Source organism: Streptomyces sp. NPDC002602, assembly GCF_042889445.1.
Lineage (GTDB): Bacteria > Actinomycetota > Actinomycetes > Streptomycetales > Streptomycetaceae > Streptomyces.
The window spans coordinates 26,665-52,956 of record NZ_JBIAQX010000012.1 but is presented as its reverse complement, the minus strand read 5'-3'; the positions used below and the strand labels follow the sequence as shown (position 1 = coordinate 52,956).

The following is a 26,292-nucleotide window of genomic DNA, read 5'->3' as shown; positions in this document are numbered from 1 at the left end:
TCACTTGGCCGGGAGTTCGTCAGGCCGGAACGAGGCCGAGGCGAACCTACTGATCTTTTCGTGAGTTCGGTGGGTGTGGTGGTCGTCTGAGTGGGAGGCTGTTGGGGGTGGCTTGTCAACCTTCCTCTTCGACTGCCGGCTCACCCCTTCCTCCTTTGTCACGGCCGCAGTTGGCGGAGGCGCGTCGTGCTCGGGCGGTCGAGTTGTTCGAGGACGGTGTCTCGAATGCGGAGATCGCGACTGCGGTGGGGGTGTGCGCCGAGAGCGTGCGGCGTTGGCGGCGGGTGTGGGAGGAAGGCGGTGCTTCGGCCTTGCGGCGGCGTGCGGCCACCGGCAGGCCGCCCAAGTTGGACGACTCCCAGGCCGAAAGGGTCCGGGCCGCGTTGGAGCAGGGTGCCCAGGTGCATGGTTTCGAGGCCGACCTGTGGACCCTGGTCCGGGACGGCCTGTCCGCCCACTGGAGCCGGGCGATGCGCGCCTGGGTCGCCGGCCAGGACTGGCTCACCCTGGAACGATCACCCGCCTACGCTCCCGAGCTGAACCCGGTGGAACTGCTGTGGTCCTCGCTGAAGAAGCGTGAACTCGCCAACCTCGCCGGCGACCACCTCGCCGATGTCGCCGACGCCACCGAACGAGGCATCCACGGCATCAACCGCAACCCCCAACTGCCATGGTCCTTACTCGCACACACCGGCTTGACCACCCACCCACCACACCCACCGAACTTACGAAAGGATCGGTAGTACTCCAGCCGTAGATCGTGATCTTCATGCCTGAGCGGCTTGTCGTCGGTAGCGGCTGGCCTGGGATCGGGCCTGTTGGCGGCGTCGCCAGTCGGACCAGTCGAGCCGGTGGGCGGTGTCGAGGGCGGGTCGGACGACGAGGGTGATGAACAGGCGCTGGATCTCGTTGCAGGTGAACGGTAAGAGAGTGTCTGGTGCGGGGTGGCGGGCGTGTTCGTCGGCGCGGACGACGGCGAGGAAGGCGTGGGCGAGCACGGCGAGGGTGACCCGGCGGGACCAGGACGCGAACCGGCGGACCTGGTGCTCGTCCAGTCCGGCCAGGCCCTATGCGGACTGGAAGAACTCCTCCACCCGCCACCTTGATACCGCGACTCTCACCAGCTCGGTCAGCGGCACCGGGCGGGGCGAATGGCAGCGGTTGAAGGCGAGTTCGCCACTGTTGTGGTTGCGGCGAATCAGCAGCTGGTGACTGCCGGGTCCGGGGTGGGCGAGGTCGATGAAGGCCCAGTCGTAGAAGCGGTGTCCCTTCGTGCCGCCCCCGCGGACAGCTTCTGCCACGCCCGCTTCGGCAGTTTCCTGGTCAGGGCGTCGGTTCGGAACTTCCCAGCACATGTGGGGACTTCGTGGGTGCGGGCGACGGCGAGCACGTAGCCGCATCCGCGTTCCTCCAGTGCGGCCCGCAGCTTCGGGTTGCCGCCGTAGACCTCGTCGCCGGCGACCCACGGGGTCCGGTGGCCCGTGTCCACGAACCGGCCGATCATGCGGGCGGCCGGCTCCGGCTTGGTGGCGAACGCGGTCTCCTCGCCGAGCCCGGCGGCCCGGCAGCGGTCGGGCTCGGAGGTCCACGAGCGCGGGACGTACAACTCGCGGTCCACCGCGGCGTGACCACGGCGTCCGGCGCAGACGAGGTAGACGGCGACCTGTGAGTTCTCGATCCTGCCCGCGGTGCCGGTGTACTGGCGCTGGACGCCGACCGTGTGCGTGCCCTTCTTCACGTCCCCGGTCTCATCGACCACCAGCACCGCCTCGTCGTCGTGCAGATGTTCCACCACGTACTCGCGCGCGTCGTCGCGAATCCGTTCGGCGTCCCACTTGGCCCGGCCGAGCAGGTGCTGCATCCCGTCTGGACTTGTCTCTCCGGCCCATTCGGCTATGGTCCAGCAGTTCTTGCGCGGCAGATCCGACAGCAGCCTGAACACGAGCAAGAGCACGATCCACGACTGGAGTCAGCTTCAGTCGGAGCCGACCAAGCTGCCTCGTGGAGAGGCGCTCAGGGTTCCCCACACCGGAGCGGCCGGGGACCCCGTGAGGTTGCCCCAGACACCGGCCCCGGCCGCTGACGCACGCCGGAGCCTCAGCGTGGTGGCGCGATCGTGGTTCGGTCGCCCCAGTCCTGGAGCACACTCCAGGAGCCACTTGCCATGGCGAAGACCAACTGCGACCACTCGAACACCTGCTCCGCGTCGGCCGGCCCCGGACCGTCGAACCACTCGGCGCAGAAGTCCACGTACAACTGGTCGTCGAAGCGGGAGAACATCGGAGGGTCGTACAGCACCCAGGCAAAGCCTTTGCTCTCGTCGATCCGGAAGCGCGAGACTCCCTCGAAGTCCAGGCAGACGGTTTGCCAGAGGTTGTCCTCGTCCCTCACCTGGGCATCGATGACGATCCGGACCGCCCGGCCCCGCGATTGCGCGCCGAATTCCTGGTCGAGTACGACCCTCCGAACACATGAGTCCCCGAACTCGTACCGGCCCAGCAGGGCAGCAATGCCCTCCTCGGTCAGCGGGAACGGCCCGAGCCTTCGCGGCGGTACCTGCGCTCTGAAATCCATGGAACTCCACAATCGGTCACTTCGGAACACGCATCCCCTCGCTGACGGGCCGCCCGCCAACTGATCCTTGGTCAACGGGGGCTCAGAACCCGGCCGCCGATCGCAGGCCCGGAACGACGGGCGTGGCGCGAGAGCAACTGTAGTTCTCCGCCCTCGTGAACGAGCCGGCAGCGTGCGCGAACGCTTTTCCCCGGCAGCGCGGCGGAGGTGAGCCCCGTCTCAGGCCGGTGGCGGATCCTTGGCCGGGTTCCCCCAGAGCAGCGGAATCCGCCGGACGGTCGCCGCGCACCGCACGGGATCGGACGGCTGGTCGACCGCGCCCGATCAAACAGACGAGGAGCAGTCACAGAACACGATCTACGGCTGGAGTACTGGGCAGTGGTCGCCCTACTGGTCAGAGTCACTCGTGAACAGCCCGGCATTCAAGACGCTGGAGCGAGCAACCGGGCGACCTGGCTCGGCTGCTGTGTCCGGGGCAAATTGCCGCGACCGAGCGGCCCCACACGCAGAGAGTCCCACGACGAAGAGCCTGCATGGCCTGCCTTTGACCCGGCAACGACGCAACGACGGTCCTCCGAAGTGAAGCGGCTGGACGGCCGACGTCGCCTCCTCGCGTCTCTCCTGCAGCGCAGCCCCGGTTCGGTCGACGTAGAGGACCGCGTCCATGATCCGGCGAAGGTCGTGCTCGGGCGGACGGCCGATGTCCAGGCCCTTCCCTCTCCGCTCGGCCCGCCGGGCCGACGGAATCGGTTTCAGCAGTTCCCACCGGGCATCGGACAGGTCACTCGGATACGGCCGTGGTCGTTGGCTCATGTTCCGGTACTACCGTTGGCCGACACCTCCAGGCAGGGCGCAGACGGTGGTCTGGCATCACCGGGTCCCGCCGGGTGTCGGTGATCCACGAGGACGCCCCGCCGCCCGGCCCGGTACAGCGCCGACCGGACCGCGAGGTGGTGCCGCGCGGTCCGCTGGACTCCGAGAGGCGCATGGGCGAGACCGGACGCCGGCAGCAGCGGTGGACCAGTGGGCGCGCACTTGGGGTCGATGGTGTAGATGACCCCGTTTTCGCCCGGAGCGTGGCCTCTTCTTCCATGCGTGTGGCGTTCTTCGTTCTTGCCTTGTGTGAAACTTTTGGGCGAATGAAGATGTGTGTCACGGCCCGTAGGGGGGAATCGTGCGTATTCAACCGATTGTGGTCATAGTCGTTGCTGCGGCTTTCGCGACTGCTTGCGTTGGCAAGCCCGAGGGTAGGCAGGCGGGTCCCAGTCCCAGTGGAGCCTCGCAGGCCTTGCCCTCCGCAGAGGCTTCGGTATGGCCTGCTCAGGAGGCAGCGGATGAAGTGAAGCGGGTAATGCTGGGTGCGGGAATTAAACTTGCGCAGCCGAGGGCGAAACGCGAGGGGGAGAAAGTCATTGCTCTGTTTGCGGCTCATGACAAGACGTCATCGCTGTCAGTGCTGAGGCAGGGGTATGGGGAGCTGGCAGATAGAGGGTGGAAGCCTTCGAAGAATTCCCAGGAAGGAGTTTTGCGCTACGAGAAAGAGGATTGCGCGGTGATGAGCCTTACCAGCTTCGAGCTCCGGCCCCCCGATCTTCGACCCGGCGATGATCTCATTTCAGTGACTGTCGTCTGCACGATGCACTGAAGCCCTTGTCGGCATCTGCTCGTGATGGGATCAGTGAGGCCGCCCAAAGCGTCATGCGCCATGCCGCCAGGCACGTAACTGCCCTTGGAAAGACCGATTGTCCGAGGCCGCCGGCGCGTGGGTGATCAGGCGTCCGTGGGCACGAGCGGAGCCCTCTTGATCGCCGAACGAAACTCCATGTCAGCCCTGCGCAACGAGACGATGAGGGCGCCACGTTGGCCGAGTCGGTCGAGGGTTCGGCTCCGCTGCGGGGTGGGGCGGGATGACCGTGCTCGGGGCGCGGACGTGATCGCTGCCCGATCGACGAGGACGCTGCGGCGTCTCACCTGACCGGTCGGACGTGCCGTAACCCGTCCTCCGGTGCGCGTGGTTGACTCGTTCGGGGTGAACCGGCCGCCGCTCCGGGAGGCGGCCGGGACGAGGCTGCTCACCCTTAGGGCAAGCGTCCAGGCGCATCCGCGAGTGCAGAAACGTCACCCGCAGGGATCTCACCGAATACTCCTGGTCCGGGGGTGCCAAGGCCACGACGTGGCGCAGCCGAGTCGACGTGGACATCATCGGAGTCGCCGACTCGCCCAACAAGCTGGAGCCCCTCGGCAAGACCTTCAACTGCGGTGTCCGAGGACGGAGAACGATGAGGGAGGAGAGCCCTGTGCTGACGGCCGAGATCAACGGCGTGCTCACCCGGCATCCGTGGATCGGACAAGTCAGCGCCGACCACGACCTTGACGAGGACCTGTTCAGCCTGGCCGTGAAACGAGCAGGGGCGTACGGGTGGACACCACCCTCCTCGGCGCGCAGAACACGCTGGGAGGGCAGCGCTGGGAGCACGCCGACGCCGGGGCGACTGGTCCCAGGACGGGCAGGAGCACCGGGTGGCCTGGCTCACCGTCTACCCCGCCGCAGACCTGCGCGGCCAGCACCTGCCGGTCCTGCCCATGGTACGAACCCTCACCGACGCCCTGCAGCGCGTGGGCCGGCTGCGCTTCACCGAACACCGCGTCCACGCGCCCGTCGCCCTGGCCCGGGACGCGGGATTCGACCTGCGGGCCGCCGCCGACTGGTTCGCGCTCTTGTCACCGGAGGCCCGCACGGACGTCATGGCCACCGCCCGTACCGACGCGGAGGCGGCCCGTGCTGCGCATCTCGGGCCAGGATGCCGTCCCTGCTGCCGGACGCCGACTCCGCGTCCGTTGACGAGCATCCCTGCGCCATCACCGTCCGAAGCATCCGCAGTCGATGCTGAGGCCTGTCGCCCATGCCCATGTGAGGCTGGTGGCGAACGAGGTGAGCAGGAGGGCGGACCCTGCGGCCGCGAAGCCTACCCGTGCCGAGCGGGAGCAGCACGGCAAGCCCGACCTCCAGGGTGGGCAGACCGTAGGCCACCGGCGGAACACGGGTGGCCGGGCCGCTGTGGCACGGCGGCACCACCTCACGCCGCCGGACCCGACCCGGCCGCCCCGATGGCCAAGCGCCCGGGAAGCGGAACCGCCCGTACCGACGGTCGTTGAAGCGAGCGGGTCGCCGAGAGCCCTACCGGTACCCGGGTTCTGTCGTGGCGGCTCCCGGTCCTCGCATCCGGCGCGCTCTATCCCTGTCTGTCCTGGCACGGGGCGGGATGGCGCAGCGGCCCGACTGTGTCGACGTTGGGTGTCAGGACCACCCGCCGGACCCATGTGGGCAAGCCGGCTGCTGCCCCAGACCGGACAGGGTTTCGAGGGTGGAAGAGAACACGATCAGGCCGGCGCCCAAGCTGCGACCGCGCAGCCGGCCGACGACAGCCCGGCCGTGCCGACGGCCTCGGCCGTGGTGCTCGCACCGAGCCCAGAGAGGGGCGGCCGCGGGGAGTATCAGGAGCCGGTCCTTGAGAACCCGGCTCGGGAGCAGTCAGACGACTGGCTGCCTGGGCTGTCGCCGTACTTGAGTCTCACGAACAACTGGCCGTGTCGAGTGACCGGCGGACCTCATCCCCGCCGGCGCACCTCCAGCTCGGCCCGCTGTTGTCTGCCGCCCGCGAAGGAGCGGATGAGCGGCCGCCGCCCTGCCCCCGGTTCCCGGGGCTCGGAGCCATTGGACTCGGCCCACCGACCGTGAGGACGCGGCTGCACCGCCGGTCGAGGCCGCTGTGCGCGACGGGTTGGCGGATTGCAAGCTGAACCGGATCCGCCGGGACTGGTTGGCACCCGGCCTGGGGCAGTGTGGTGGCAACGACAGGGCACGGGTGGTAAAGGTCCCGGTCAGTTCTGGTGGGGGAACAAGGCCAAGAGACGGACTCGCTGTTTGGGGGCCGAGGCCCTGTACGCGGCGGGCTCCCGAAACATGGAGGTCGGCAAGCAGCTGACCGGCGCGGACCGGCCCGATGCCCGGCAGCGATTCGAGAAGGCGCCGGACTCGGATCCTGCCGACCACGGTGTCTTCACGCGAGAGCAGGTCCGCGAGGGACAGAGTCCCCGCCTGCAATTCGGCCGGCAGGTCGGCGCGCTCCTGCGGACGGCGGCCGCCTTCTGAAGGGCTTCTGCGCTCTGGGCCGGGGTCAGTGCGGGCAGAGCCATGGCATGTCCTCTCACCGACGGTTGTCCTTGTCATGGTCTCCTGCCCGCAGGAACGAGGTACAGGGGGCCGGGCTTTGTCCACGTTCGTTCAGCGGCGGCGTCTTTCCGCTGGTTTGGGTGGCGGTTGGTGATGTCTGGCTCCGGCGGCGCGGCGAGGAGGGCGGCGTACACGCGCGGCTCGACGACGATCTCCCCGTAGGTGACGATCGCGCCGTGGTCGAGGGCGCCCGCGTCCGCGGCGGGAGGCTGGCGGCGATGCTGGTGCTCTCCCCGTGCGGGTTGTGCACGGAGCGAGCGCCGGGCGCGCCTGCCCTACGGTCCGGCACGCGTGCATGGTCTGCACGAGTTCGCCCCCCGCACCGGGACAGTGCCTGCCCAGACCGCCCGCCCCAGCCCCTCCACCGAGGAACCAGGGCGCTGCGCAGTCACTGAGCCGGCGCGAACCAGGCCGCAGTCTCATCCTTCTCGACCAGCGCGATGATCTCCCGCATCCGCTCGCTCATCGGCGGCAGCGCGTCCAGCGAGAACCAACCGACCTCCACCGACTCGTCGTCGCAGACCCGGGGCTGGGAGTCCGGGTCCACGGGACAGCAGGCGAAGACGATCTCCAGGTACTGAGCTCTGTGTCCGTTGCCGTGCCGCACGGGCGGGGAACAGGTCACGCCGGCCAGACGCTCCACCACCACCTTCAGGCCGGTCTCCTCGCCCACCTCCCGTACCACCCCGGCGGCCGGCGCCTCGCCCGGCTCCAGAATCCCGCTGAGAGGCGTCCACAGATCGGCAGCAGACCGGCGCTGAAGGAGTACCCGCCGATTCTCGTCGCGCACGACCGCGACCACCCCCGGGAGCCAGAGCAGGCAATCAGAGCCGACCAATTTGCGGAGATCTGACACGAAATCCGGAATCATGTCCCCACCCTAGGGCGAGAGAAGGCCCCGCGGATGACTTTTCAAACCCTGCAGGGTCCATGAGAGATCAGCTCCAGTTCGGGTCCATGATCTCCTCGCCCTCCCCGTGAGGCTCCTGAAGACGGGCGATGAAGTCGTCCAGAGCCTCCGGAGTGACCATCAGCGCGTTCGCGTCTTCGCGCAGATTCCGCTCCTTGAGCCGCCAGCGGTTCCGTCCGGTCGGCGGGGAAGTACAGCAGGCGCCACCGCCCGCCGGCGTCGTGCACCAGCCGCTTCATCTCGTCCCGGTCCTGGCGCGACCACAGTCCGTGATCCCACACCACATCCCGGCCCTCCGCCACCAGCCGCACCAGCTGCCCCTGGAGCTCGGCGACGACGGGGCCCTCCTTCGCGAAGTACGTTGCCTCCGGGTAGTCGACCCCGTATCGGCCATGACGCTGGTGCACGACCTCGTCCACCGACAGCCCCACGGCACCCGCCGGTTCGAGTACCCGCCGGGAGTAGGTCGTCCTGCCTGCGCCCGTGAGTCCGACGAACAGGTAGACCGCCGGTAGAGGCGGGGGAGTCGGATCGGGTGCGCGATCACTCTGGTGGCCGACTTCCCAGCCTGTGCTGCTCATGGGGTGCTTCCGGTGCCAGTCGGCGGGAGGAACCTCGCGGACTTCTGGGCGAGCACGTGGGTGAGGAAGCCGGGAGCCTGATCGCCGAGCATCCGGTACAGCGAGACCAGGCTCGTGATCGCGGTGTCGGCGACCTCCTCTTGGACGTCCGACCAAGTGCCTTGCTCCTTTCGCGGGTTCGCGCCCCAGGCGCCGATGATGGCCTGCGCCGATTCGCCGACCTCCTCGGTGAGTTTGAGGACCTGGACCGTCCACTGCAGTTCCGGGGACAGCCCGCGCGCGGTGTCCCGGCGGGTGAACATGTCACCCAGCCGCCCGATCGTGTCCCACAGCCCTGATACGTCCCTCCTGCCGGACGTGAGGCTGTCCTGGACGGGGCCAGGTACAGGGCCGGTGTCCAGGCGCGTGTACCACTCGGTGGCCAGAATCCGGTGCCGGACTTCGTCGGTGAGGCCGGACAGCAGGGCGGGCAGGGCCCGCCGGCCCTCGACCTGGCTGCGGTGCGCGCAGATCGCTGACCATTTCGTCGCCACGACGTCGCTCACGTCGATGCGGGCCGTAACCTGCTCGTCCGGCGCGCTGTGCACCGTCTTGCCGACCCGTTCGAGGAGCGGGCCGAGCTCGCTGACACCCGAGGCAGGGTGCGTCGCGACGTACAGGGCGTCCGGCCGCCAGGGTTCGCCGGCCTCGGGATAGAGGTGGGGCAAGGCCGCCGCGTGGACGGCGAGCAGGGTCGCCCGGTGGGTGTGGATGTGATCAGCGTGCCCCGTGAGCTGACCGTACTGGTCGTGCGTGATCACGATCGTGGGCCGAAGTTCACGGACGTGGCCGACGAGGCTGGCGACGACCTCGTCGAGCGGGGCATCGCACAGTCGGACCCGCCCGGGCGCGGACCGGGGGTTGCGGGCGTCGGCGTACCCGAGCATCCGTGGTTTGCCCGCGCCGAGGATCGTGAGGGCCTCGGCGAGCTCGACGGCCCGGCGGCTCTCAGCGGCCCAGGTAGCGGTGACCACGGCAGTTGCCGCGCCCGCGGCCGCGTACTGCGCGAGGACACCACCGGCAAGCAGCACCTCATCGTCCGGGTGCGCGGCGACCATCAAGAGCGACGGCAAGGGGGACGGTGTCATGGGCGGACCCTTCGTGGAAGCGGGGTGCGGCAGGCGGTTCGTCCGGCCTGCCGCTCGGTGAACGGACGAGGTGAGGGTGGGGAGGTCACCGGAGTTGGGCGTGGGCCGCGATCTCGGACAGGGAGGGCCGGTACCCGTCGGAGGTGTCCACGTGCAGCGTGGGTGCGTCGAGGGAGATCTTGGTGAAGGCCTCCGGGTTGTAGGCGCCGGTGGAGAGGTCGGTGAGGAGTTGCTCGTCGGCGTGCGCCGCACGGTGCCGATCGCTGGCGGCGCGTTTGCTGATCCGTTCGGTGAGGGTCTGGGTGGAGGCGTTGCAGCGGATGATCCGCAGGTCGGCGATCCGGGTGAGGGGTTCCAGGCCGGGCCGCCAGAGGCGGTCTTGGTAGGCGGCCTCGGCGACCACGGTGACGTGCGCCCGGAGCAGGACGCCCAGAGCGGCGAAGAAGACGTTCATGACGGGCAGGTTGAGGGCGTCCGAGTTCTCCTGCGAAGGGGTGTCGATGTTCGCCGCCATCCCCTGCTTGATCTCGTCGCGCAGGACGGCGGGGCAGCCCAGCTCGGCGGCGAGTGCGCGGGCGAGGGTCGACTTCCCCGAACCAGGGGGGCCGCTGACGGCAATCAGCCGGGGTTTTCGCATGGGTCACGCTCCAGGGGCGGGGTGCGGGCTCCGGGTGGAAGGCTCTGGGGCTACGGGGTGAGCTGTGTGATGACGTGTTGCGTTCGCCGTTCGAGGTGGCCTCTGAGTTCTGGGTGGTGGCCGCGGCCGGCGACTTGTAGGAGCTGCGCGAGGGCGACGAGTTCACCGGTCCGGCCGTGAGGGGTGTCGAGGATGTGTGCGAACTCGTGCCGGATTCGTGCTGCGGTGGCTGGTGTGGCCAGGCTGTACGCGTGGAGCAGCCCTTCGTCGTAGCCGCGGGGGACGGCGCCCCAGGACTCCCAGTCGAAGATCACCAGGTGATCGGCGGCCAGGTTTCCCCAGTGCAGGTCAGCGTGTCCGGTCACCCATGCGGTGATCTGGATTGGGGGCATGCCGAGGTAGGTGGGGAAGTTCCGGTCGATCCAGTTCTGGCGGACTGAGAGACGGTCGGTGGAGACGCCCGCCAGGGTGGTCAGGGCTCCGCGCAGCTCGGTCCACCACACGTTCGGGAGGTCGGCTTCGTGTTCCAGGACGGGCCCGCCGCGCTGGAGGGCGGGCCAGGGGACGAGTTCGGACACCTCGGCCCGGTAGCGGTGTTCGCCCGCGGTCCAGTCCATCACGTCGGCAAGTCGTGGGCGCGGGATGGTCCGCGGCAGGGCCGTTTCGGCGGCCGCCGCGCCGTCCCACAGCCTGCCGAGGGGTTTGTCCTGGGGTTGGGAGACAACGCGCAGCCACCGGTCGCCGGTGCGGCGGCTGAGGGTGCGTCCCTGCCACCCCCAGGACTCGGGTCCGTGGGCGGCGGGCAGTAGGAGCGCCCGCGCGGCGGACCGGTGCGCCTGTCGCATCCGCTGCTGCTCCACAAGCGTTCGGGGTGGGGCGAAGAGTTGATCCATCACCTTCTCCATCAGGAAAGAGGGCGAGCGGGAGGGGCGGGACCGAGGGGCCGCGTCCCCGCCTGCTCGTACGTGGCCTATTCGGGGGTGACGGCGAGGAGACGGGCCGCGCCCGCGTCCAGCCGTGCGAGCCGGGAGTCGGCGTTCCCCCGGATCGGCACCGGCGTCAGCTTCGGGTACAGGGCGCGCAGGAGTGCCGCACGGCGGGGCGCGCTGGTGCCGACCCGGGTGCCGGGCGGATGGCCGGCAGGGAGGACGAGGACGTCGCGGGCGTCCTCCCGCGGCAGGACCGCCCCGACGGTGATGCCCGATGCCCGGTCGTGCGCACTGGGCAGGTCCTTGGCGCAGGCGACGGTCGCTGAGACGCGGCCGTCGAGGAGGTGCTCGTCGGCGCGGCGGGTAAAGGCTCCCTTCCCGCCGATCTGGGACAAGGGCCCGCGGTGGATGTCGCCCTCGAAGGTGATCGTGTGGATGTCGAGGGTGACGTCCGGGATGTGGGAGCGGGTGATCGGCACGTCAACACCTCGGAGAAGCGCGGAATGACTGGTGGATGGGTCGAGGGTGGGATGGGCAGCCGGGGCCGTGAGCCCGGGCGGAGCGCGTGAGGTGGTGCCGGGATCCTTCACGCGCGGGTTCCGTGCCTCTCGCCGTCCGGCTCCGAGGTGACCTGATAGGACAGCAACTGCTGGAACAGGCCGCCTTCTTGCGCGGCGAGGTCCTTGTAGGTGCCCTCCTGCACGACCCTGCCCTCGTCGAGGACCACGATCCGGTCGGCCACGGCGACGTTGGTGATGCGATGCGTGACCAGGAGAACCACCCGGTCCCGGGCCAGGTCCCGCAGCCGCTGGAAGATCCGGTACTCGGCGCGAGGGTCGAGGTTCGCGGTCGGCTCGTCGAGGACCAGGAGCCCGGCCTCGCGGAAGAAGGCCCGCGCGAGCGCGATGCGCTGCCACTGGCCGCCGCTCAGCTCCTCCCCGTTCAGCCACTCGCGGGCGAGGAGCGTGTCCAGGCCGGCGCCGAGCTTGTCGACGACCTCGTCAGCGTCGGCGGCCTCACAGGCCTCCCGGACCGCCGCGTCACCGCGGGCGGTTGGCTGCCCCTGGGTCACGTTCTCGCGCACCGTCAGCGGCCAGTGCGCGTAGTCCTGCGGCACCAGGGCCACCTGCTGCCACAGCGCCTGCGGGTCGACGTCATCGGTGGCGACGCCGTCCCACAGCACCTGCCCGCCGCTCGGCAGGTACAGGCCGCTGACCAGCTTCGACAGCGTCGATTTCCCCGATCCGTTGAAGCCGACCAGTGCGGTGACCTCGCCCCGGCGCAGCGTGAGCGAGACGTCGGACAGCGCGTTGTGGTCCTTCCCGGCGTAGCGGTGCGAGACCTGCTTGATCTCGATCTCGGACGGTGGCGCCGGCCGGTGCTCGCCGCGGCGCATGGTGTAGCCGCCGGCCAGGTCGAGGAACCGTGTCCAGTCGTCCATGTAGAGGCCGGTACGCACGGCGCGGGCCCCCACGGCGACCAGCCCGCGCACCGATTGGCCCACCGTCTGCAGAGCGAACACGGCCGTGCCGGCGTGGCCGACGCTGATGCGGCCGGTGGCCAGCAGCCACACCACCGCCGCCCATACGACAGCCGATCCGAGGCCGCCGCACAGGGCGCCGACCAGCGACATGCGGGCGCCCTTGTCGGCCGCTGTCCGGTCCTCGCGGTTGATCCGGGCGACCGTCTGCCGGTAGCGGCCGGAGAGGAAGCCGGCCATGGTGCCGGCGCGGATCTGGTCAGCGGCCTCGCGGGTGAAGATGTGCCACCGCAGCACCGACAGCATGCGGTTGTCGCCATTGCTGCGCAGGTTCGCCAGGTAGCGGACCCGGGCGGCGCTGACCTGGGCGAGGGCCTGCGGCACGCTGGCGGCGACCAGGAGGGGGAGGAGTACCCAGCTCACCCCGGCCAGGACGACGGCTCCGGCGAGGAAGGAGGCGGCCGAGGCGATCAGGTCCTGGCCCTCGTCGATGAGGTCGCCGGTGACCTGCGCTCCACGGTCGGCGGCTTCGCGGTCGCGGTTGAAGTCGGGGTCGTCGTAGGCGGAGAGCTCCACCTCGGCGCAGCCGGTGAGCAGCATCTGCTCGGCTTCGCGCGACATGAGGGGGCTCAGCCGGGAGGAGAGCCAGCTGACGGTGATTCCCAGCAGTGCCCGCACTCCGGTTGCGGTGGCCAGCAGGGCTACGGACGGCCATGCCTGCAGGAGCCGGTGGTAGACGTCGCCGCTGGTCAGCAGTGCGGTGAGGGTGCCGCTGATCGCGATGAGGCCCAGGGCCTGCATGACGCCCGCGACCGTCTGGCACAGCAGGAGGCCGGTGGTGGCCCGCCGGTCGACGCGCCAGGCGAGTGCCAGGGAGCGCTGGACCAGCTGCGGCAGGCGCCGGGCCATGTCGCGCATCCGGATGGAGCGCCCGGCCGCTTCACGGCTGCCGGTCAGGTCCACGTACCGCATCTCCGGGACGGGGGAGTTCTGCTCCGCACGGGCCGGCGCCGTTTCCGGCTCCTTGGTCGGAGGGGCGGGCGGAAGGGGGGTGGGGCGCGGTCCCGGGACGGTCTCGGCGGTGTCATCGGTCGACTCACTCATGCCGCCCACCTCGTATCCAGACGTGCTGAGGAGCGGGTGTCGTCAACACGGCGCACCGTCGCGGAGGCGGGCCGTCGTTCGATTCTGGAGGGCTGATGCACGGGGGCGGGGGCGGGATCCATGATGTCCTCCATCTGGGCGGGGAAGTGGCACTGGTGCTCTAAGAACGCGTCGGATCGGGCTCCGTCACGGCTCATTTCGTGAACACACGTTCTGATCTGGGTGTTGGGGCGGGCAGGGTGCGGCGGCGGGCCTTGAAATCTGTTCGACGCGGTCGAGTCACCCCTTCGGGGGATTGCCGTGTCGGCCGGGGCTGCGGTGTGGGGCATGGCTGACCGAGCCGTGGCAAGGAGAGGCACGGCCTGGGCGGAGAGCGGTCAGATCAGGTGGTGGGCCGCTCGCGGATCATGCTGCGACGACCGTGGACGGCACGGGGGAAAGCGGCGGCCGTTGACTTGGATCGCGACGGTGTACGGGCCGGGAGCGATCTTCGTGGGGGCCGTCGACCGCAGCTTGTGCGGCTTGGACAGAAGGAGCGGCCGGCCGGGCCGAACGGCGGTGCGGCTGAGGAAGTAGACCTTCTCGCGCGGCTTGCCGGTGGGCGTGGTGGAGGAAATCACGAACATGACATCCACCGGGACGGCCACGGTGGCGGTGAGGGCGGCGGAGAAGCTGAGCACGTCGCCGTCGGCCGGCTCGGTGCGTTCAAGGACGAGAGGCGTCAGCTCCAGCGGTGCGTCATGCGGGTAGCCGAGGAAGGCGTAGGCGTCCGGCGAGCCCTTCTTGAGCCTGCTCCGCAGAGCCGTCCGGGGGATGAAGGCGAAGTGCTGGTCGGAGGCGCTGTGTTGTTCCTTCAGCGCCTGAGGGTGGCCAGGACGAGTTCGGGCTGTGTGCCGGCGAGGTCGTGGAGGTGGTTGGCGACGGAGGTGCGGACGTAGGTGCTGGAGTCTGCGTAGAGCCGATCGAGCACAGGGAGCGCCGCATCGGCGGGCAGGGAGATGCGGGGTGCGCAGGGCAGGAGGGGGGCGGGTGGCTTCGCTCGCGAGCCGGCGGGCCGGGGGGCCTCGTCGCGTGACCAGGCGTCGACGGCCTTCATCGTCTCGTCGGGGAAGTCGTTGAGGAAGTCCCGCACGGCGACCTCTGCCGAGAAGTACCGCGTGAAGCGCGCGAGGGCATCGAGGGCTTGGTCCGGGTACTCGCCGGTGCGCAGGTGGCGGGCGACGAAGTCGGAGTGCGGGGAGTAGGTGTGCCATCCGAAGTCGTTCGTGATGCCGGCGGCTTCGGGCGTCGGCGGCAGCGAGCGCAGCAGGACGTCGAGGGCTTCGGTGCCCGTGACCGGAAGGTGGGTGTGCAGTGCCTGAGGTACGGCTCGCTGGTCGTGTGCTCCAGCAGGTCGTCGATCATGGCGCGGCTGTCCTGATCGGAAGGTCCGGTGACGCAGCGGATCACCATGGAGCCGAGCAGCAGTGAGCGGGCTCCGGTGACCGGATGGGTCAGGACGAGCGGGTGCTCGACCTCCGGGTGGTCGGCGAACCTCCCGGCCGCGGCCGACGACTGCCCGCCGCCGGCCTGGCTCTGCAACGCGCCGAGCTGCTCGATGGAGGGCTCGGTCGGCAGTGAGTGCTGCATGTGCCGCTCGTTCGCCTTGGGGCCCCGCCCGCCGCGTCGCTCATGATGTGCGGCAGTCGGCATCCCGCTCGCCCGCGGGGCTCCGGTGCACCGAGAACCTGCCCAAACCGTGGACCGCTGCACCCCCGAACGAGCTACCGGGCCTTGTTCTTGTCGAACCAGATGGTGGCTGCGATGGGCACGAGCCCCGCCCAGAAGAGAAGGCGTGGCCCGGCCAGGTCTGCCCAGGCAGGTCCTGCGATCAGCAGGGCGCAGAGCATGGCCCAGCCCGATTGCGCCAGGACGACGCGGGCCCAGCGGCCGCGGCGGATCAGGGACCGGACGTTGAGCTGCACCCCGGCGCGGAGCTTGCGGTAGCGGCGCCAGGCGCCGAAGCCCCAGATCGCTGCCATGACCACCATGCACCACAGGCGCTGTCCGATGGGCAGGGGCAGCGCGGGGGCCGGGTGGTCGTCCGAGGGGAACAGGTTGATCATGGCGGCTGGCGCGACCAGGCAGAGCAGGGCGAGCCATCGAGTGCCTCGCAGAAGCCGGTAGGTGGCACGGTCGAGCTGCTGCTGCATCCAGGAGGAGTCGGGCTGGCCGGCCAGTGCACCCGCGTACAGTTCGGCGGCCTGTGCGGCGTTCACCCCCGGGGCCTCGGCGGCCTTCTTCGTCTGGCGGGCAACGGCTTCTTCGTGATGGGGGTCGATGCGGAGAATGGCCTCGTCGAGTTGATCGGAGACGGTGCGATTGCCGGCCATGCTGGCGATGCGGTGGGCGACCTCGTGGGCGTAAAGGTCCTCGGGACCCAGGCGCAGTGCCTCCATGGCCAGGTCGGCGGCCTCGCCGGAAATGCGATCCATGTCGGCATGACTCATCTCCCTCGCTCCCGTTGTCCGGACGTCTTTGACGATCGCGGCCCGCCACACGGCGTCCGCCAGCATGGCACGGGGGTATGACTCCTCGGGAGCTACGCGGATCGCCTGGCGCAGTACGGGTTCGACGTTGAGCCAGCCCCCGTCGTCCACCAGCGCCCAGGCGCGCAACATCAGTGCGCCGTAGTCTTCAGGGTCCAGCTTGAGGGCTTGGTCGGCCGCCTCACTCGCCTGCCGCGGCGCCTTCGTGTTGAGATGGCAGTAGCCGATCTTGACCCAGGCGCGTATGTCGCCGGGATCCTCGGCGAGGTGGCGGCCCAGCAGTTCCAGAGCCTGGTCATGGCGTTCGAAGTCGATCAGGGCCTGGGCCTGTTCGACGGTCGGGTGCAGCGTGGTCACAGCTTCCGCCTCTTCTTCAGATAAGCGACCAGGTCGTCGTACATGCCGCCGTCGTTGGCATACATCGCCACGTTGCGTGCGGAGGCGAACCACGGCTCCGTCGAGGGCACCGTCTGCTTCGCGGCAGCGAGCAGGTCCTTCATGCCGATCATGCGGACGACCCCGGTGCGCACCGAGTCGAGAAGCGCCGTCTCCGCCGCGGACTCGCACAGGTGGGCGAGGTCGGCTCCGGACAGGCCGTCGGTCATCTTGACGAGCTTGCCCAAGTCAACCTTCTCGATGGGGCGTTCACGCAGGTGGTAGCGGAGGATCGTCTCGCGTGCCGGCGCGTCGGGAGGCAGGACGAGGAGCGTGCGGTCGAAGCGGCCGGGGCGGCGCAATGCGATGTCGACGTCCCAGGGGACATTCGTCGCGGCGAGTACGAACACGCCTTCGTTGGCGGCGGCGTTGATGCCGTCGAGCTCGGTCAGGAGCTGGTTGACCGTGTTGCGCAGGCCGGCGCTCTGCGTACGGCTGCGCTTGCCGCCAAGAGCGTCCAGCTCGTCGAGGAATACCACGCAGGGGGCCTGACGGCGGGCCGTCTCGAAGAGTTCGTGCATGTTGCGCTCGGAGTTGCCGATCCACATGTCGAGTACGTCATTGACGGACACGGACAGGAAGCTCGCACCGAGCTCCCCCGCGACGGCGCGTGCCACGAAGGTCTTGCCGCAGCCGGGAGGTCCGTAGAGGAGGAGGCCGCCACGCAGGCTCTTGCCGTACAGCTTGCGCAACTCCGGGTTGCGCAGCGGCGCAAGGAAGGCGGCCTCCAGGCGGTCCTTGACCTCCTGCATGCCGCCGACATCGGCGAGGCGCACGGTCCCCGGAGCGTCGACGTCCCAAGCGGGAGCACCCTCGGCGTCGCCGCTACCGTCGGCGGCGAGGGGCTCTTCCACGAAGCGCGGCGGAATGACGTCTTTGACCTGGTCGGATGCGGCGCTCCAGTTGAAAGTGGATTCGGGCGCAGGCTCCATGGTCGGGGTTGCCGGGGCCGGCGGAAGCTCAGACGGCGGCATTCCCGCAGGCGAGATCGTACTCATCGCGCGTGTCATCAGCGCCTTTGCCTGACTGTCACCCGGCGCGTGCTGCAGCGCGACGGCCACCTGCATGACCGCGTCGTCCTGCTGCCCGGCATCCAACAACAGGCCGGCCAAGTGCAGACGCAGAGGCATGTCACCCGGTGCCGACTCGACGGCCGTGCGCAAACTTTGTATCAGGGGAGAGGCGTCAGACATGTGGCCACTTTACGAACTCACCCTCACGGGGTTTCCACTGGCCCTGGGTCTGACGAGCCATGGCCGTTCGGCCTTCGAGAACCACGGGGCCCGTAGATCGCGTTCATGTCACCGCTGTCCGAACGCGCCGTACACGGTACTCAGTCGGCCCGGCTTGCCACGTGGAGGCCGGCCCTGCCGGGAGGAGCAGCCGCAACTCCTCAGTCAGTCGAGTCAGTCGCGTCAGTCGAGTCAGTCGCGGGCCAAGGGCCGGAGCTGCTCGAAAAGGGCCGCCGGGTACAGCGGGAGGTCCAGTGCGAGTTCGAGAAGGAGGACCGTGTGCGTGGCGGGCAGCCGGGTTCCGTCCGGCACTGCCTTGACCGTGGGGTGGCTCGCCTTGGCCATCCGGGCGAGCTCGCGGACGCCTAGCGCTGTGACCGGAAAGGTTCACCGTGTCACGGCGCCCGGCACGGCACCTCGCCGCGTTGTCGGACCGCTCAAGTACGTCCAGTACACGAGGCAGTCCTCCGCCTTGCGATGCACCGCACCGGACACCGCGATCCGGCAAACCATTCCGGTCACAGCACTAGACCTCGCTGGGCCATGGCCGCGGCCAGGTTCTTCGCGAGGACCTGGCCGAGGTGAGCACCGGGAGGTGCGTCGGCCGCCAGGTCGCCGGCCGGCCATTCGCCGTGGGCGAGGTGGTCCCGGGGGATCACCTCCCGCGCCATCTCCCACCCCGCTGTGACTGTCAGCGCCTGATGCCTCGAACGCCCATTTTCCCTGATCCCCGTGTGTGACCCGCGCTATCCCGGGTGGAATTCTTTCTACCACTGATCTTCGGTTGAGGGGGTGTTCGCGCGGTGCTGTTCGTCGATGCGACTGGCCGGACAATTGGCTGGACTTCGCGGCGCTCAACGAAGCCGGCGCCGTGATCGCTGCACATCGCATCGTCTACGCCGACAGCCCCGACCCGGCGGCCGAGTACCCCGCCTTCCTTGCCCCGCTGGAGCGGCGGTGGCGCTCCGCCGTCACCGGGATCGAAGACACCGGCATCCTCTTCGCTCGCGCCCTGGCCGCGGCCGGCATGGCCGTGGTCCACGTCGATCCCACGCGCGCGGCCCGCCACCGCAGCGCTCTGGGGATCGCGAAAGTCGGACCGGGCGGACGCCCGGATGCTCGTCGCCATGGTCCGCACCGGGGTCTCCCGGCCGGGCGTCGACAGCAGCCCCGACGCACAGGCGCTGCGGACCCTGACCCATGCGCACCGCGCCGCCGTCGCGGCCCGCGTGGAGGCCGCCCACAGCCTGCGTGCCGCACGTACGGACATGGTCAGCTTCTGCAACCGGGTCGCGTTCCTCGCCGAGAGCTGCGTCTTCGGAGCTCACCACCGGGTCAACGTGATCCGCTATGTCCGGAAGATCGTGAACCGGATTCGTGTCATGGGCCTCACCGGCCGGCCCGGGAGAAGTGCTGGAGGGGCTTCCGGCCGACTTCGCGCCGTCCGTGGAGGACATCCCGGACGAGCCCGAGGACACCGAGGACACCGAGGACACCGAGGCCGGCCGCGACCTGCCGGACGAGGTGATGAGAGAGCTCTGCGACAACCTTGATCTGCTGGAGAAGATCAGCAACCGCGAGTTCCGCGTTGCGACCGAGCTGCTGATCGACACAGGGCGGCGGCCTGACGAGATCAGCACGTTGCCGTGGGACTGCCTGGCGAAGGATCCGGGCGGCACGCTGGTCATGGACTACGACAACTCCATGAACTACCGGCTGGGCCGTCGCCTGCCGATCGCGCAGGCGACCGCCGCCGTGATCACGGCGCAGCAGGAACGGGTACGTGAGCGGTTCCCCGACACCCCGACCAGCAAGCTCAAGCTGCTGCCGAGTCCGGTGGCCAACCCCGCGGGGACGAAGCCGATCGGCTCGATCGGCGAGGCTCACCGAGCGTGGGTCGATGACTTGCCCGACATCATGATGCCGGTCGTGGTGCTGGTCGACGGGCAGCTCGTGACGAGGATGCTGCCCGTTCGACAAGTCCAGGATCTTCCCCTACGCCTACCGGCATTCCTTCGCGCAGCGTCACGCGGACACCGACATCACCCCGGACGTGCTCATGGATTTGATGGACCATCGTGAACTCTCCACAACTCAGGCGTACTACCGCGTCAGCCAGGAGCGACGACGCGAGGCTGTCGACCGGGTCACTGCCCTGCAGTTCGACCGCCGAGGCAACCGTGTCTGGCGCAAAGCACAGGGGATGCCGGACTCCGAACACGTGCGGCGGGCCATCGGGGAAGTGGCTACGGCCTACGGCATCTGTCTGGAACCGCACAACGTCGCGGCCGGCGGCCAGCCGGGCCTCGCTCCAGGCCGACCTCGCCAATGCCCAGGCCCGCAACACCCGCCTGGCCGCCCGCGTTCAGCAGCTGGAGAAACGGCTGTCGCAGGCGCTGGGAGCTCAGGCATGGCAGGAGTCGGGACTCGGAGCCCCAGCTGACAACGACGAGCTCCAGCGGAAAATCACGAGGCTGGAGCAGCACAACGTCGAACTGACCTCCGCGTTGGAGGAGGCTCGATCTGATCTCGATGCCGCAAGGGAGGCCAACCGGGACCTGACCAGAGCGCTGAACCAACGGGGCCGACGGTCCTCGAGCGGCCGTTGTCAGTGCTGGTTGAGAACATCAGCGGCATGACACCGCTTCTTCTCACCGACATCGAGCGAGCTGTTCGCAGCAGCTGGAGTGCCGACACATGCACACCTGAGTTCCGGCCACGCTGGAGCCCCGACAACCCGGCCCGGGACCAGTGCGGTGTCACGGCCATGGTGCTGAACGACCTCTTGGGAGGGGAGTTGATCCGCGGGGAAGTTCACGTGAACGGAGAACGCGTCGACTACCACTGGTGGAATCGCCTGGGCATGGGCATCGAGATCGACCTCACCCGAGAGCAGTTCCGGCCCGAGGAGATCGTCGCCGGAGGCATCGTCATTCCCCGCCCTCCCATCACCGAGTGGCGCAGGCTTCGCGAGGAGTACGAACTCCTCCGCGACCGTGTCATGGAGGAACTCAATCAAGGACACGAGACGGCATCCGCGTCCGCGGCTTGTTGACGGAGCACAGTCCTGTCGCCTCGCGCTGCCGAGGCGACAGGAGCGGGTGCCGATCTAGGTGACGCCCCGCAGACGTCAGGGAGCGAGGCGGTCCAGCTCATCGGCGATCCACTCGCGCGCCGCGTCGTGCTGCCGGCCGAACACATACTGCTCGTCATGCCACCGCTCACGCGGAGAGAGCCACACCGGTCGGCCCACAAGATCGGCGGGCTCCCATTCGAACCGCGGCCACACATGCGCATGCAGGAACGGATGGTGTTCCCCAGGATCCCCAGATTGACCCGTCGGAAAGCCGGGTCCAGCCGCCTGCAAGCGCATTCGAGGGCCTCACCCAGCTTGTCCATGTCGGAGAGAAACGCCAGGCGCTTGTCCTTCGGAAGCCCCGACAGCCGCTCCACCGAGGGATCGTCGACCAAGAGCACCGAGTATCCCGGAAGGAACTGGACGTCCCCGATCACTGCGAATCCCGCTTCCAACCTTCGGAACACCGCAGGGTTCTCACCCCGAAGGGCGTTGCCGATCCGGTCCTTCCGCCAGTCATCACTCATGATCGACGACCCTCCCCAACATCAAGTAGCGCCACAGGTGTTGCACACGAACCTGTCGATCACACCGGCACTGAGTTGCACACAATGTTCTCCACTCGCCTCGCGCTACATGGTTACCTCCAGAGAAGGCGGCTGACCGGCGTCGATGAGATGGTGTTGTCACTGTCGGCGAAGGGCCCGACCCACGGCGAGATCTCCGCACATCTGGCCGAGGTCTATGGCGCCGAGGTCTCCAAGCAGACCATCTCGACGATCACCGATTCGGTGATGGAGGGCACGGCCGAGTGGCAGGCCCGCCCCCTCGACCGCGTGTATCCCGTCGTGTTCATCGACTGCATCAACGTGAGGATTCGCGACGGCCAGGTCGCCAACCGCCCCATCTACATGGCGTTGGCGGTCACCGCCGAAGGGCACCGCGACATCCTCGGGCTGTGGGCCGGTGGCGAGGGAGGTGAAGGCGCCAAGCACTGGCTGCGGGTCCTGACCGAGTTGAAGAACCGCGGCGCCGAAGACGTCCTCATGCTGGTCTGCGACGGGTTGAAGGGCCTGCCCGATGCCGTCGGCGAGGTCTGGCCCAAGACCGTCGTCCAGACCTGCGTCGTCCACCTGCTGCGGGCGTCGTTCCGCCACGCGGGCCGCCAGGACTGGGACAAGATCGCCAAGGCCCTCAAGCCCGTCTACACGGCTCCGACCGAAGACGCGGCCACCAGCCGGTTCCTCGAGTTCTGCGAGGAGTGGGGGGCAGAAGTACCCGGCGATCGTTCGGTTGTGGGAGAACACCTGGGCCGAGTTCGTCCCGTTCCTGCAGTTCGACGCCGAGCTCCGCCGGATCGTCTGCACGACCAACGCGATCGAGTCCGTCAACGCCCGCATCCGCCGGGCGGTCCGCGCTCGCGGCCGCTTCCCCTCCGAGAACGCCGCCCTGAAATGCGTCTACCGCGCGGTGATGTCCCTCGACCCGACCGGCGCCGGCCGCAAACGCTGGACGACCTGCTGGAAGCGAGCCCTCCAGGCCTTCGACATCGCCTTCGACGGACGCCTCACCAACAACCGAATCTGAGCTACAAGCCAACCACGGTTACACCGTTTACTGGACAGACCCTAAGGGTGCTCCGCGAGCCAGTCTTTCGCCTGCTCGGGAGTGAGCCGGTCTCGTCCGGGGGACTCCGCAACTCGGGACTTGGTCCTAGATGATCGATTCCAAGGGGTCAGTGGTCATAGGCGGTCAGCGAGCGGAGGATGTGCTGTCCGGTGTGGTCGTTGTGCCAGATCGCGGCGGTCAGCGCGAGGATTCGCTGCATGACGCGGGCGACGACAGCACCGGGTGTGCGCCCTCGGTGCTGTTCGAGGTCGAGTTGGCCCTTGAAGGTCTCGCTGACCGACTCGATGACCTGCCGCAACGGTTTGAACAGGGGAGCTCCGGGCCGTTCCGGCTCGCCCTTGCGGCTCGGCCGCAGTAGCCGGATGTCCTGTTCGGCGAGCTCGTCTTCGAAGCCCCGGCCGAAGTAGTTCTTGTCGCCGATCAGGGTTTGGGCAGGACGCAAGGCGACGAGGCTGGGTTCGGCGGCCAGGAGGTCCAGCAGGGTCTCGCGCTCGTCGGCCTTGGCCCCGGTCAGAGCGAAGGCGACGGGCAGGCCCTGGAGGGTGCACACCAGATGCAGCCGCGGGCCCCAGAAGAAGCGGCTGTGACTGGCGCCGTACCCGTACTCGGCCCATCCGGCCGGCTCGGAGCGTTTGACGGTCTCGCGTGAGCGGCCGCATTCCACCGGAGTGGAGTCCACGATCCAGACATCGTCGCTCCACACCGAGGTTTCGGTGGCCAGTAGCCGGGTGACCCGGCGGAGCAGCTCGGCGGACTTGCGCAGCCGCTTGTTGTAGCCGGGCTGCTTGGGTACGTACGGGAAGAGATGTCGCAGGTGGAGCGGGCGTGGCGGAGCCATCTGGCCTCGGAGGTGAAGCCGGGCATCGCCTGTATTACCGCCGGCGTGACCAGCTCTGCGTCGGTGAGCTGCGGGGCGATCCCTACGGCCGGCCACCATGGCACGAGATGCGCAGACGCCTTCAGCAGATCATGGGTCTTGACATAGAGTGCGGTCGCGAGGGTGTCCAACTCTGTCTTCACACACGACGTTGGACGCCCTCGCCCTATGCGCGCAGTCGATCCCTGGGAATACCATGATCCTCCCCAAAGATCGTGACCCCCGCTTCATCACCATCCGCCGCGGGGGGACGCTTACGGACTCCGACCATCGGCTCCTGGCCTTGTGGGCTGCCGCGTGCGCGGAGCACGTTCTGCACCTCTTCGAGTCGGTGCAGCCGTCGGACCCGCGCCCCCGCGAGGCGATCGAGCAGGTTCGGGCATGGACATGCGGTGAGATCAGGATGTCCCAGTCCCGAGCGGCGGGTGGCCATGCCATGGCTGCGGCCAGGGAGTTGAGCGGAGCCGCTCGGCACGCCGCATTTGCTGCCGGCCAGGCGGCAGTGGTGGCGCATGTCGCCGCACACGAACTTGGCGCTGCGGCCTACGCGATCAAGGCTGTGCGTGCGACGGCCCCCGGGCGGCAAGGTGAGAGCGCCGGCCGGCTCGAGTGCCGTTGGCAGCGCGAACAGCTCCCGGATGTGATTCGCGAACTCGTCCTAGACGATCAGCGGTTGCGAAACGAGATCTGCTGGTCGGTCTTCGACTTCTGACGGGCGTGACCGCTTGTCTGCACTGACCCCTTGGAATCGATCATCTAGGCAATGTCCGGCGGATCATGACGATGGCAGAGTGTGTCCATGAGTTACAGCAGCTTCCTGCTCCGGTTCGTGGACAGCGAGGTTGTCGCGTTGCATGCCGAACGGTTCCGACAGGTGACGGAGCCGTACGTGGTGGCGGGCAGTTCGGAGGACGGCCTCTCCCGGCTCCGTGCGGAGGACGGGGGAGAAGCGGATCTCTACCACGAGTCCCACGGCGAGAGCGGGATGCCGTGCGTGGCGGCGACGCACTTCGCCAAAGGCGCGTGCTCGGCGTGCTGTCCCGGCCGGCGGCAGTCCTGCGAAGTGCTCAAGTAGACAATCGGAGAAGCAATATGGATCTGCTCCTGACACCGCCGACCGCCGCCGGGCCCGTGCACCTCGGTAGTACGTATGAAGAGGCCCTGGCCGCGCTGCAGCCCTGGGGTGAGCCCCGGGTCGTCGTCCCCACCTCCCGGCGCGCGCGCCGGCTGATGGGTGACGTCGACGGGGTCGGTTACACGGTCTTCCACGATGCGGATGACCATGTGACGGCCGTGGAACTGTGGTGGCCCGGCGAGGGCCGCGGGAGCGCCACGCGCGTCCTCCTGGACGAGCACGACGTCTTCAGGGATCCCGCCGAAACGATCCTCGCGGGGCTGACCGAGCGCGGCTGCGCCGTGGACGCCGAGGACCCGGAGAATGTCGTGGTCCCGGGCGTCTCCCTGGGCTTCACCCGCCAGACCTCCCAGGAAGTCCCCCGCGGCCCGCACGGCCTGCCCGTCTCCTTCACCTCGGTCCTCGTCGCGGGCAAGGACTACTACGACTTCCGCAACGCGCAGTAGCGGAGCGGGCGGTCGGCGCGGCGGCGGTGGAACGCGGTGGAGTCGTGTTCGTGTTCGGGCGGCGCGCGTGCTTAGGGTCGCGGCCATGGACGAACGGGGGGCCGGGGTGCCCTGGTACGTGCTCGACGGCGTTGACCAGGCCGTCGCCGCCGTCACCACCGCGGCCGCCACCCGTGCACCCGCGCCCGCCCAAGCACCCGCGCCCGCCACCCCGGCGCCCACCGCCACCCCTGCTGCTCCCGGTGCTGTAGCGCCGCCGGCCCGGGACTCGCGCAAGGGCGGCTCCGGCGACCCGCGGGCCGCGCCTGCGGCGGGACGCGTACCCGCCCGCCGGTCCCCGCTCCCGCGCCTGCTCAGGCCGTAACCCCCGCACCCGCCGCTCCCGCCGTTGCCGCGCCGGTGCGGGAGGGAGGCCGCCGACCCGTGGGCGCCACCCGCCTGCGTGGATGCGAAGCGTTCCCGGGGCCCCGTGAACGACGGGCTAGGTGTATTGACCCGCGGCGTTGTTTACGCGGCTGATGGGTGGCTTGCCTGCGAGTGCGGTGTGGCAGCGGTGGTGGTTGTAGGTGTGGAGGAAGTCTGCCGGCGCTGCTGTCCGCTCGGTGTTCGAGGTGTAGGGCCGCTGGTAGGTCCATTCCTCGAGCAGGGTTCGGTTGAAGCGTTCGACCTTGCCGTTGGTCTGTGGCCGGTAGGGCCGGATGCGTTTGTGGGTGATGCCACCCGAGGCCAGGATCCGGGTGAACAGTTTCGACTTGTAGCAGGCGCCGTTGTCGGTCAGGACGCGTTCGACGGTGATGCCGTGGGCCTGGAAGAACGTGTTGGCCCGCTGCCGGAAGCCGGCGGCGGTCTCCTGCCGTTCGTTGGCCAGGACCTCGCTGTAGGCCAGGCGGGAGTGGTCGTCGACCGCGGACTGGACGTGGCTGTAGCCAGTCACCGGTGTGGAGCTCTTGCCGCTCGGTGGTGGTGGCCTGCCGGTTGCGGTCGCCGTCGGTTCGGCCCACGGCCCGCCATCCGCCGCCGTGGGGGATGTTGCCGAGCTTCTCGATGTCGACGTGGACCGGCTCGCCGGGCCGGGCACGCTCATAACGCCTGATCGGCTCTCCGGTGGGCCGGTCCAGCCAGGCCAGGCGGTGCAGGTTGTGCCGCACCTGAAGGTGCGCCCGGCCGCGCACTCGCAGATGGTGTCGTTGGTCATGGACATCCTGCCGGAGCGGGGAAGCGGGCCTCCTGGTCGGCTCACGCCAGTGGCCCCTGCCGGCCGCCCGCATGCAGAACATCCGCGAGAGCGACAGCACTCACCCCGTCGCCCGGCACCTGAACCGCCTGACGGCCGAACCTCTTGGAAGCAGGTCACCGGC

General features: G+C 69.0%; 22 protein-coding genes and 7 pseudogenes. 9 read left to right on the top strand and 20 right to left on the bottom strand.

Translation table 11 applies throughout. From position 1 onward, the window contains the following. The first annotated feature begins 107 nt into the window (after positions 1-107). On the top strand, positions 108-743 hold the full coding sequence (locus ACFYW3_RS26955) for a transposase (RefSeq protein ID WP_389387571.1): 636 nt from the start codon (positions 108-110) through the stop codon (positions 741-743). A 24-nt stretch (positions 744-767) separates the two neighbouring features. Here ACFYW3_RS26955 and ACFYW3_RS26950 read toward each other — a convergent pair. From ACFYW3_RS26950 to ACFYW3_RS26890, 13 genes and pseudogenes are all read right to left on the bottom strand, one after another. Then, a pseudogene (locus ACFYW3_RS26950) lies at positions 768-1,957 on the bottom strand (IS701 family transposase). Between the two features lie 140 nt (positions 1,958-2,097). Beyond that, positions 2,098-2,574, bottom strand: a complete 477-nt coding sequence (locus ACFYW3_RS26945; protein ID WP_389387570.1) for a hypothetical protein — start codon at positions 2,572-2,574, stop codon at positions 2,098-2,100. A 633-nt stretch (positions 2,575-3,207) separates the two neighbouring features. Then, a pseudogene (locus tag ACFYW3_RS26940) lies at positions 3,208-3,387 on the bottom strand (transposase); the annotation flags it as partial. A 3,118-nt stretch (positions 3,388-6,505) separates the two neighbouring features. After that, positions 6,506-6,771 (bottom strand): annotated as a pseudogene (mihF, locus tag ACFYW3_RS26935) (integration host factor, actinobacterial type); the annotation flags it as partial. A 425-nt stretch (positions 6,772-7,196) separates the two neighbouring features. After that, on the bottom strand, positions 7,197-7,679 hold the full coding sequence (locus ACFYW3_RS26930) for an NUDIX domain-containing protein (protein ID WP_389387569.1): 483 nt from the start codon (positions 7,677-7,679) through the stop codon (positions 7,197-7,199). A gap of 41 nt (positions 7,680-7,720) precedes the next feature. Next, positions 7,721-8,299: an AAA family ATPase gene (locus ACFYW3_RS26925; RefSeq protein ID WP_389387568.1), complete on the bottom strand. Its 579-nt coding sequence runs from the start codon at positions 8,297-8,299 to the stop codon at positions 7,721-7,723. Then, positions 8,296-9,426, bottom strand: coding sequence for a PIG-L family deacetylase (locus ACFYW3_RS26920; protein WP_389387567.1), 1,131 nt, complete (start codon positions 9,424-9,426; stop codon positions 8,296-8,298). The genes ACFYW3_RS26925 and ACFYW3_RS26920 overlap by 4 nt, the downstream gene beginning before the upstream one ends. 85 nt (positions 9,427-9,511) lie before the next feature. Beyond that, complete coding sequence (locus ACFYW3_RS26915) at positions 9,512-10,063, bottom strand: AAA family ATPase (RefSeq protein ID WP_351762122.1); 552 nt, start codon at positions 10,061-10,063, stop codon at positions 9,512-9,514. Between the two features lie 50 nt (positions 10,064-10,113). After that, positions 10,114-10,956, bottom strand: a complete 843-nt coding sequence (locus tag ACFYW3_RS26910; protein WP_389387566.1) for a hypothetical protein — start codon at positions 10,954-10,956, stop codon at positions 10,114-10,116. 77 nt (positions 10,957-11,033) lie between these two features. Then, the gene (locus tag ACFYW3_RS26905) at positions 11,034-11,471 is read right to left on the bottom strand and encodes a hypothetical protein (RefSeq protein WP_389387565.1); all 438 of its coding nucleotides are present in this window, start codon (positions 11,469-11,471) and stop codon (positions 11,034-11,036) included. A 107-nt stretch (positions 11,472-11,578) separates the two neighbouring features. Continuing rightward, the gene (locus ACFYW3_RS26900; RefSeq protein ID WP_389387673.1) at positions 11,579-13,444 is read right to left on the bottom strand and encodes an ABC transporter ATP-binding protein; all 1,866 of its coding nucleotides are present in this window, start codon (positions 13,442-13,444) and stop codon (positions 11,579-11,581) included. 509 nt (positions 13,445-13,953) lie between these two features. Continuing rightward, positions 13,954-14,256, bottom strand: coding sequence for a hypothetical protein (locus ACFYW3_RS26895; protein WP_389387564.1), 303 nt, complete (start codon positions 14,254-14,256; stop codon positions 13,954-13,956). A 173-nt stretch (positions 14,257-14,429) separates the two neighbouring features. Next, positions 14,430-14,708: a hypothetical protein gene (locus ACFYW3_RS26890; RefSeq protein ID WP_389387563.1), complete on the bottom strand. Its 279-nt coding sequence runs from the start codon at positions 14,706-14,708 to the stop codon at positions 14,430-14,432. Positions 14,709-15,064: 356 nt separating this feature from the next. Between ACFYW3_RS26890 and ACFYW3_RS26885 the strand changes: the two genes are divergently transcribed. Further along, positions 15,065-15,196, top strand: a complete 132-nt coding sequence (locus ACFYW3_RS26885) for a hypothetical protein (RefSeq protein WP_389387562.1) — start codon at positions 15,065-15,067, stop codon at positions 15,194-15,196. 143 nt (positions 15,197-15,339) lie between these two features. On the opposite strand, the gene ACFYW3_RS26880 is transcribed toward ACFYW3_RS26885, so the two are convergent. The 4 genes from ACFYW3_RS26880 to ACFYW3_RS26865 form a co-directional block, all read right to left on the bottom strand. Next, a complete protein-coding gene (locus tag ACFYW3_RS26880; RefSeq protein ID WP_389387561.1) occupies positions 15,340-16,461 on the bottom strand; it encodes a tetratricopeptide repeat protein in 1,122 nt (373 codons plus the stop codon). Beyond that, positions 16,458-17,732 (bottom strand): ATP-binding protein, encoded by a 1,275-nt coding sequence (locus ACFYW3_RS26875; protein WP_389387560.1) that lies wholly within the window; start codon positions 17,730-17,732, stop codon positions 16,458-16,460. Before ACFYW3_RS26875 ends, ACFYW3_RS26880 begins: the two co-directional genes overlap by 4 nt. A 231-nt stretch (positions 17,733-17,963) precedes the next feature. Then, positions 17,964-18,116, bottom strand: coding sequence for a hypothetical protein (locus ACFYW3_RS26870; RefSeq protein WP_389387559.1), 153 nt, complete (start codon positions 18,114-18,116; stop codon positions 17,964-17,966). A 173-nt stretch (positions 18,117-18,289) separates the two neighbouring features. Beyond that, positions 18,290-18,442 (bottom strand): hypothetical protein, encoded by a 153-nt coding sequence (locus ACFYW3_RS26865; RefSeq protein WP_389387558.1) that lies wholly within the window; start codon positions 18,440-18,442, stop codon positions 18,290-18,292. Between the two features lie 739 nt (positions 18,443-19,181). Between ACFYW3_RS26865 and ACFYW3_RS26860 the strand changes: the two genes are divergently transcribed. Next, positions 19,182-19,853, top strand: a complete 672-nt coding sequence (locus ACFYW3_RS26860; RefSeq protein ID WP_389387557.1) for a hypothetical protein — start codon at positions 19,182-19,184, stop codon at positions 19,851-19,853. 553 nt (positions 19,854-20,406) lie between these two features. Next, positions 20,407-20,826, top strand: coding sequence for a hypothetical protein (locus tag ACFYW3_RS26855; RefSeq protein ID WP_389387672.1), 420 nt, complete (start codon positions 20,407-20,409; stop codon positions 20,824-20,826). A gap of 75 nt (positions 20,827-20,901) precedes the next feature. Here ACFYW3_RS26855 and ACFYW3_RS26850 read toward each other — a convergent pair. Further along, positions 20,902-21,374, bottom strand: a pseudogene (locus ACFYW3_RS26850) (HIT family protein). Between the two features lie 6 nt (positions 21,375-21,380). Between ACFYW3_RS26850 and ACFYW3_RS26845 the strand changes: the two are divergent. After that, a pseudogene (locus tag ACFYW3_RS26845) lies at positions 21,381-22,434 on the top strand (IS256 family transposase); the annotation flags it as partial. A 148-nt stretch (positions 22,435-22,582) separates the two neighbouring features. Here the strand turns inward: ACFYW3_RS26845 and ACFYW3_RS26840 are convergent. Next, positions 22,583-23,496: pseudogene (locus ACFYW3_RS26840) on the bottom strand (IS982 family transposase). Between the two features lie 53 nt (positions 23,497-23,549). On the opposite strand from ACFYW3_RS26840, the gene ACFYW3_RS26835 reads away from it, so the two are divergent. The 4 genes from ACFYW3_RS26835 to ACFYW3_RS26820 all read left to right on the top strand — a co-directional run bounded on the left by ACFYW3_RS26835 (position 23,550) and on the right by ACFYW3_RS26820 (position 25,298). Continuing rightward, a complete protein-coding gene (locus ACFYW3_RS26835) occupies positions 23,550-24,065 on the top strand; it encodes a putative immunity protein (RefSeq protein ID WP_351762092.1) in 516 nt (171 codons plus the stop codon). 87 nt (positions 24,066-24,152) lie between these two features. Next, positions 24,153-24,428 carry a hypothetical protein gene (locus ACFYW3_RS26830; protein WP_389387556.1) on the top strand — a complete coding sequence of 92 codons (276 nt, stop codon included), beginning with the start codon at positions 24,153-24,155 and terminating at the stop codon, positions 24,426-24,428. Between the two features lie 17 nt (positions 24,429-24,445). Further along, entirely contained in the window at positions 24,446-24,934 is a 489-nt protein-coding gene (locus tag ACFYW3_RS26825; protein ID WP_389387555.1) for a hypothetical protein, read from the top strand. Positions 24,935-25,019: 85 nt separating this feature from the next. Next, positions 25,020-25,298: a hypothetical protein gene (locus ACFYW3_RS26820; protein ID WP_389387554.1), complete on the top strand. Its 279-nt coding sequence runs from the start codon at positions 25,020-25,022 to the stop codon at positions 25,296-25,298. A gap of 117 nt (positions 25,299-25,415) precedes the next feature. Here ACFYW3_RS26820 and ACFYW3_RS26815 read toward each other — a convergent pair. Then, positions 25,416-26,079, bottom strand: a pseudogene (locus ACFYW3_RS26815) (IS481 family transposase); the annotation flags it as partial. Positions 26,080-26,292 lie beyond the last annotated feature (213 nt).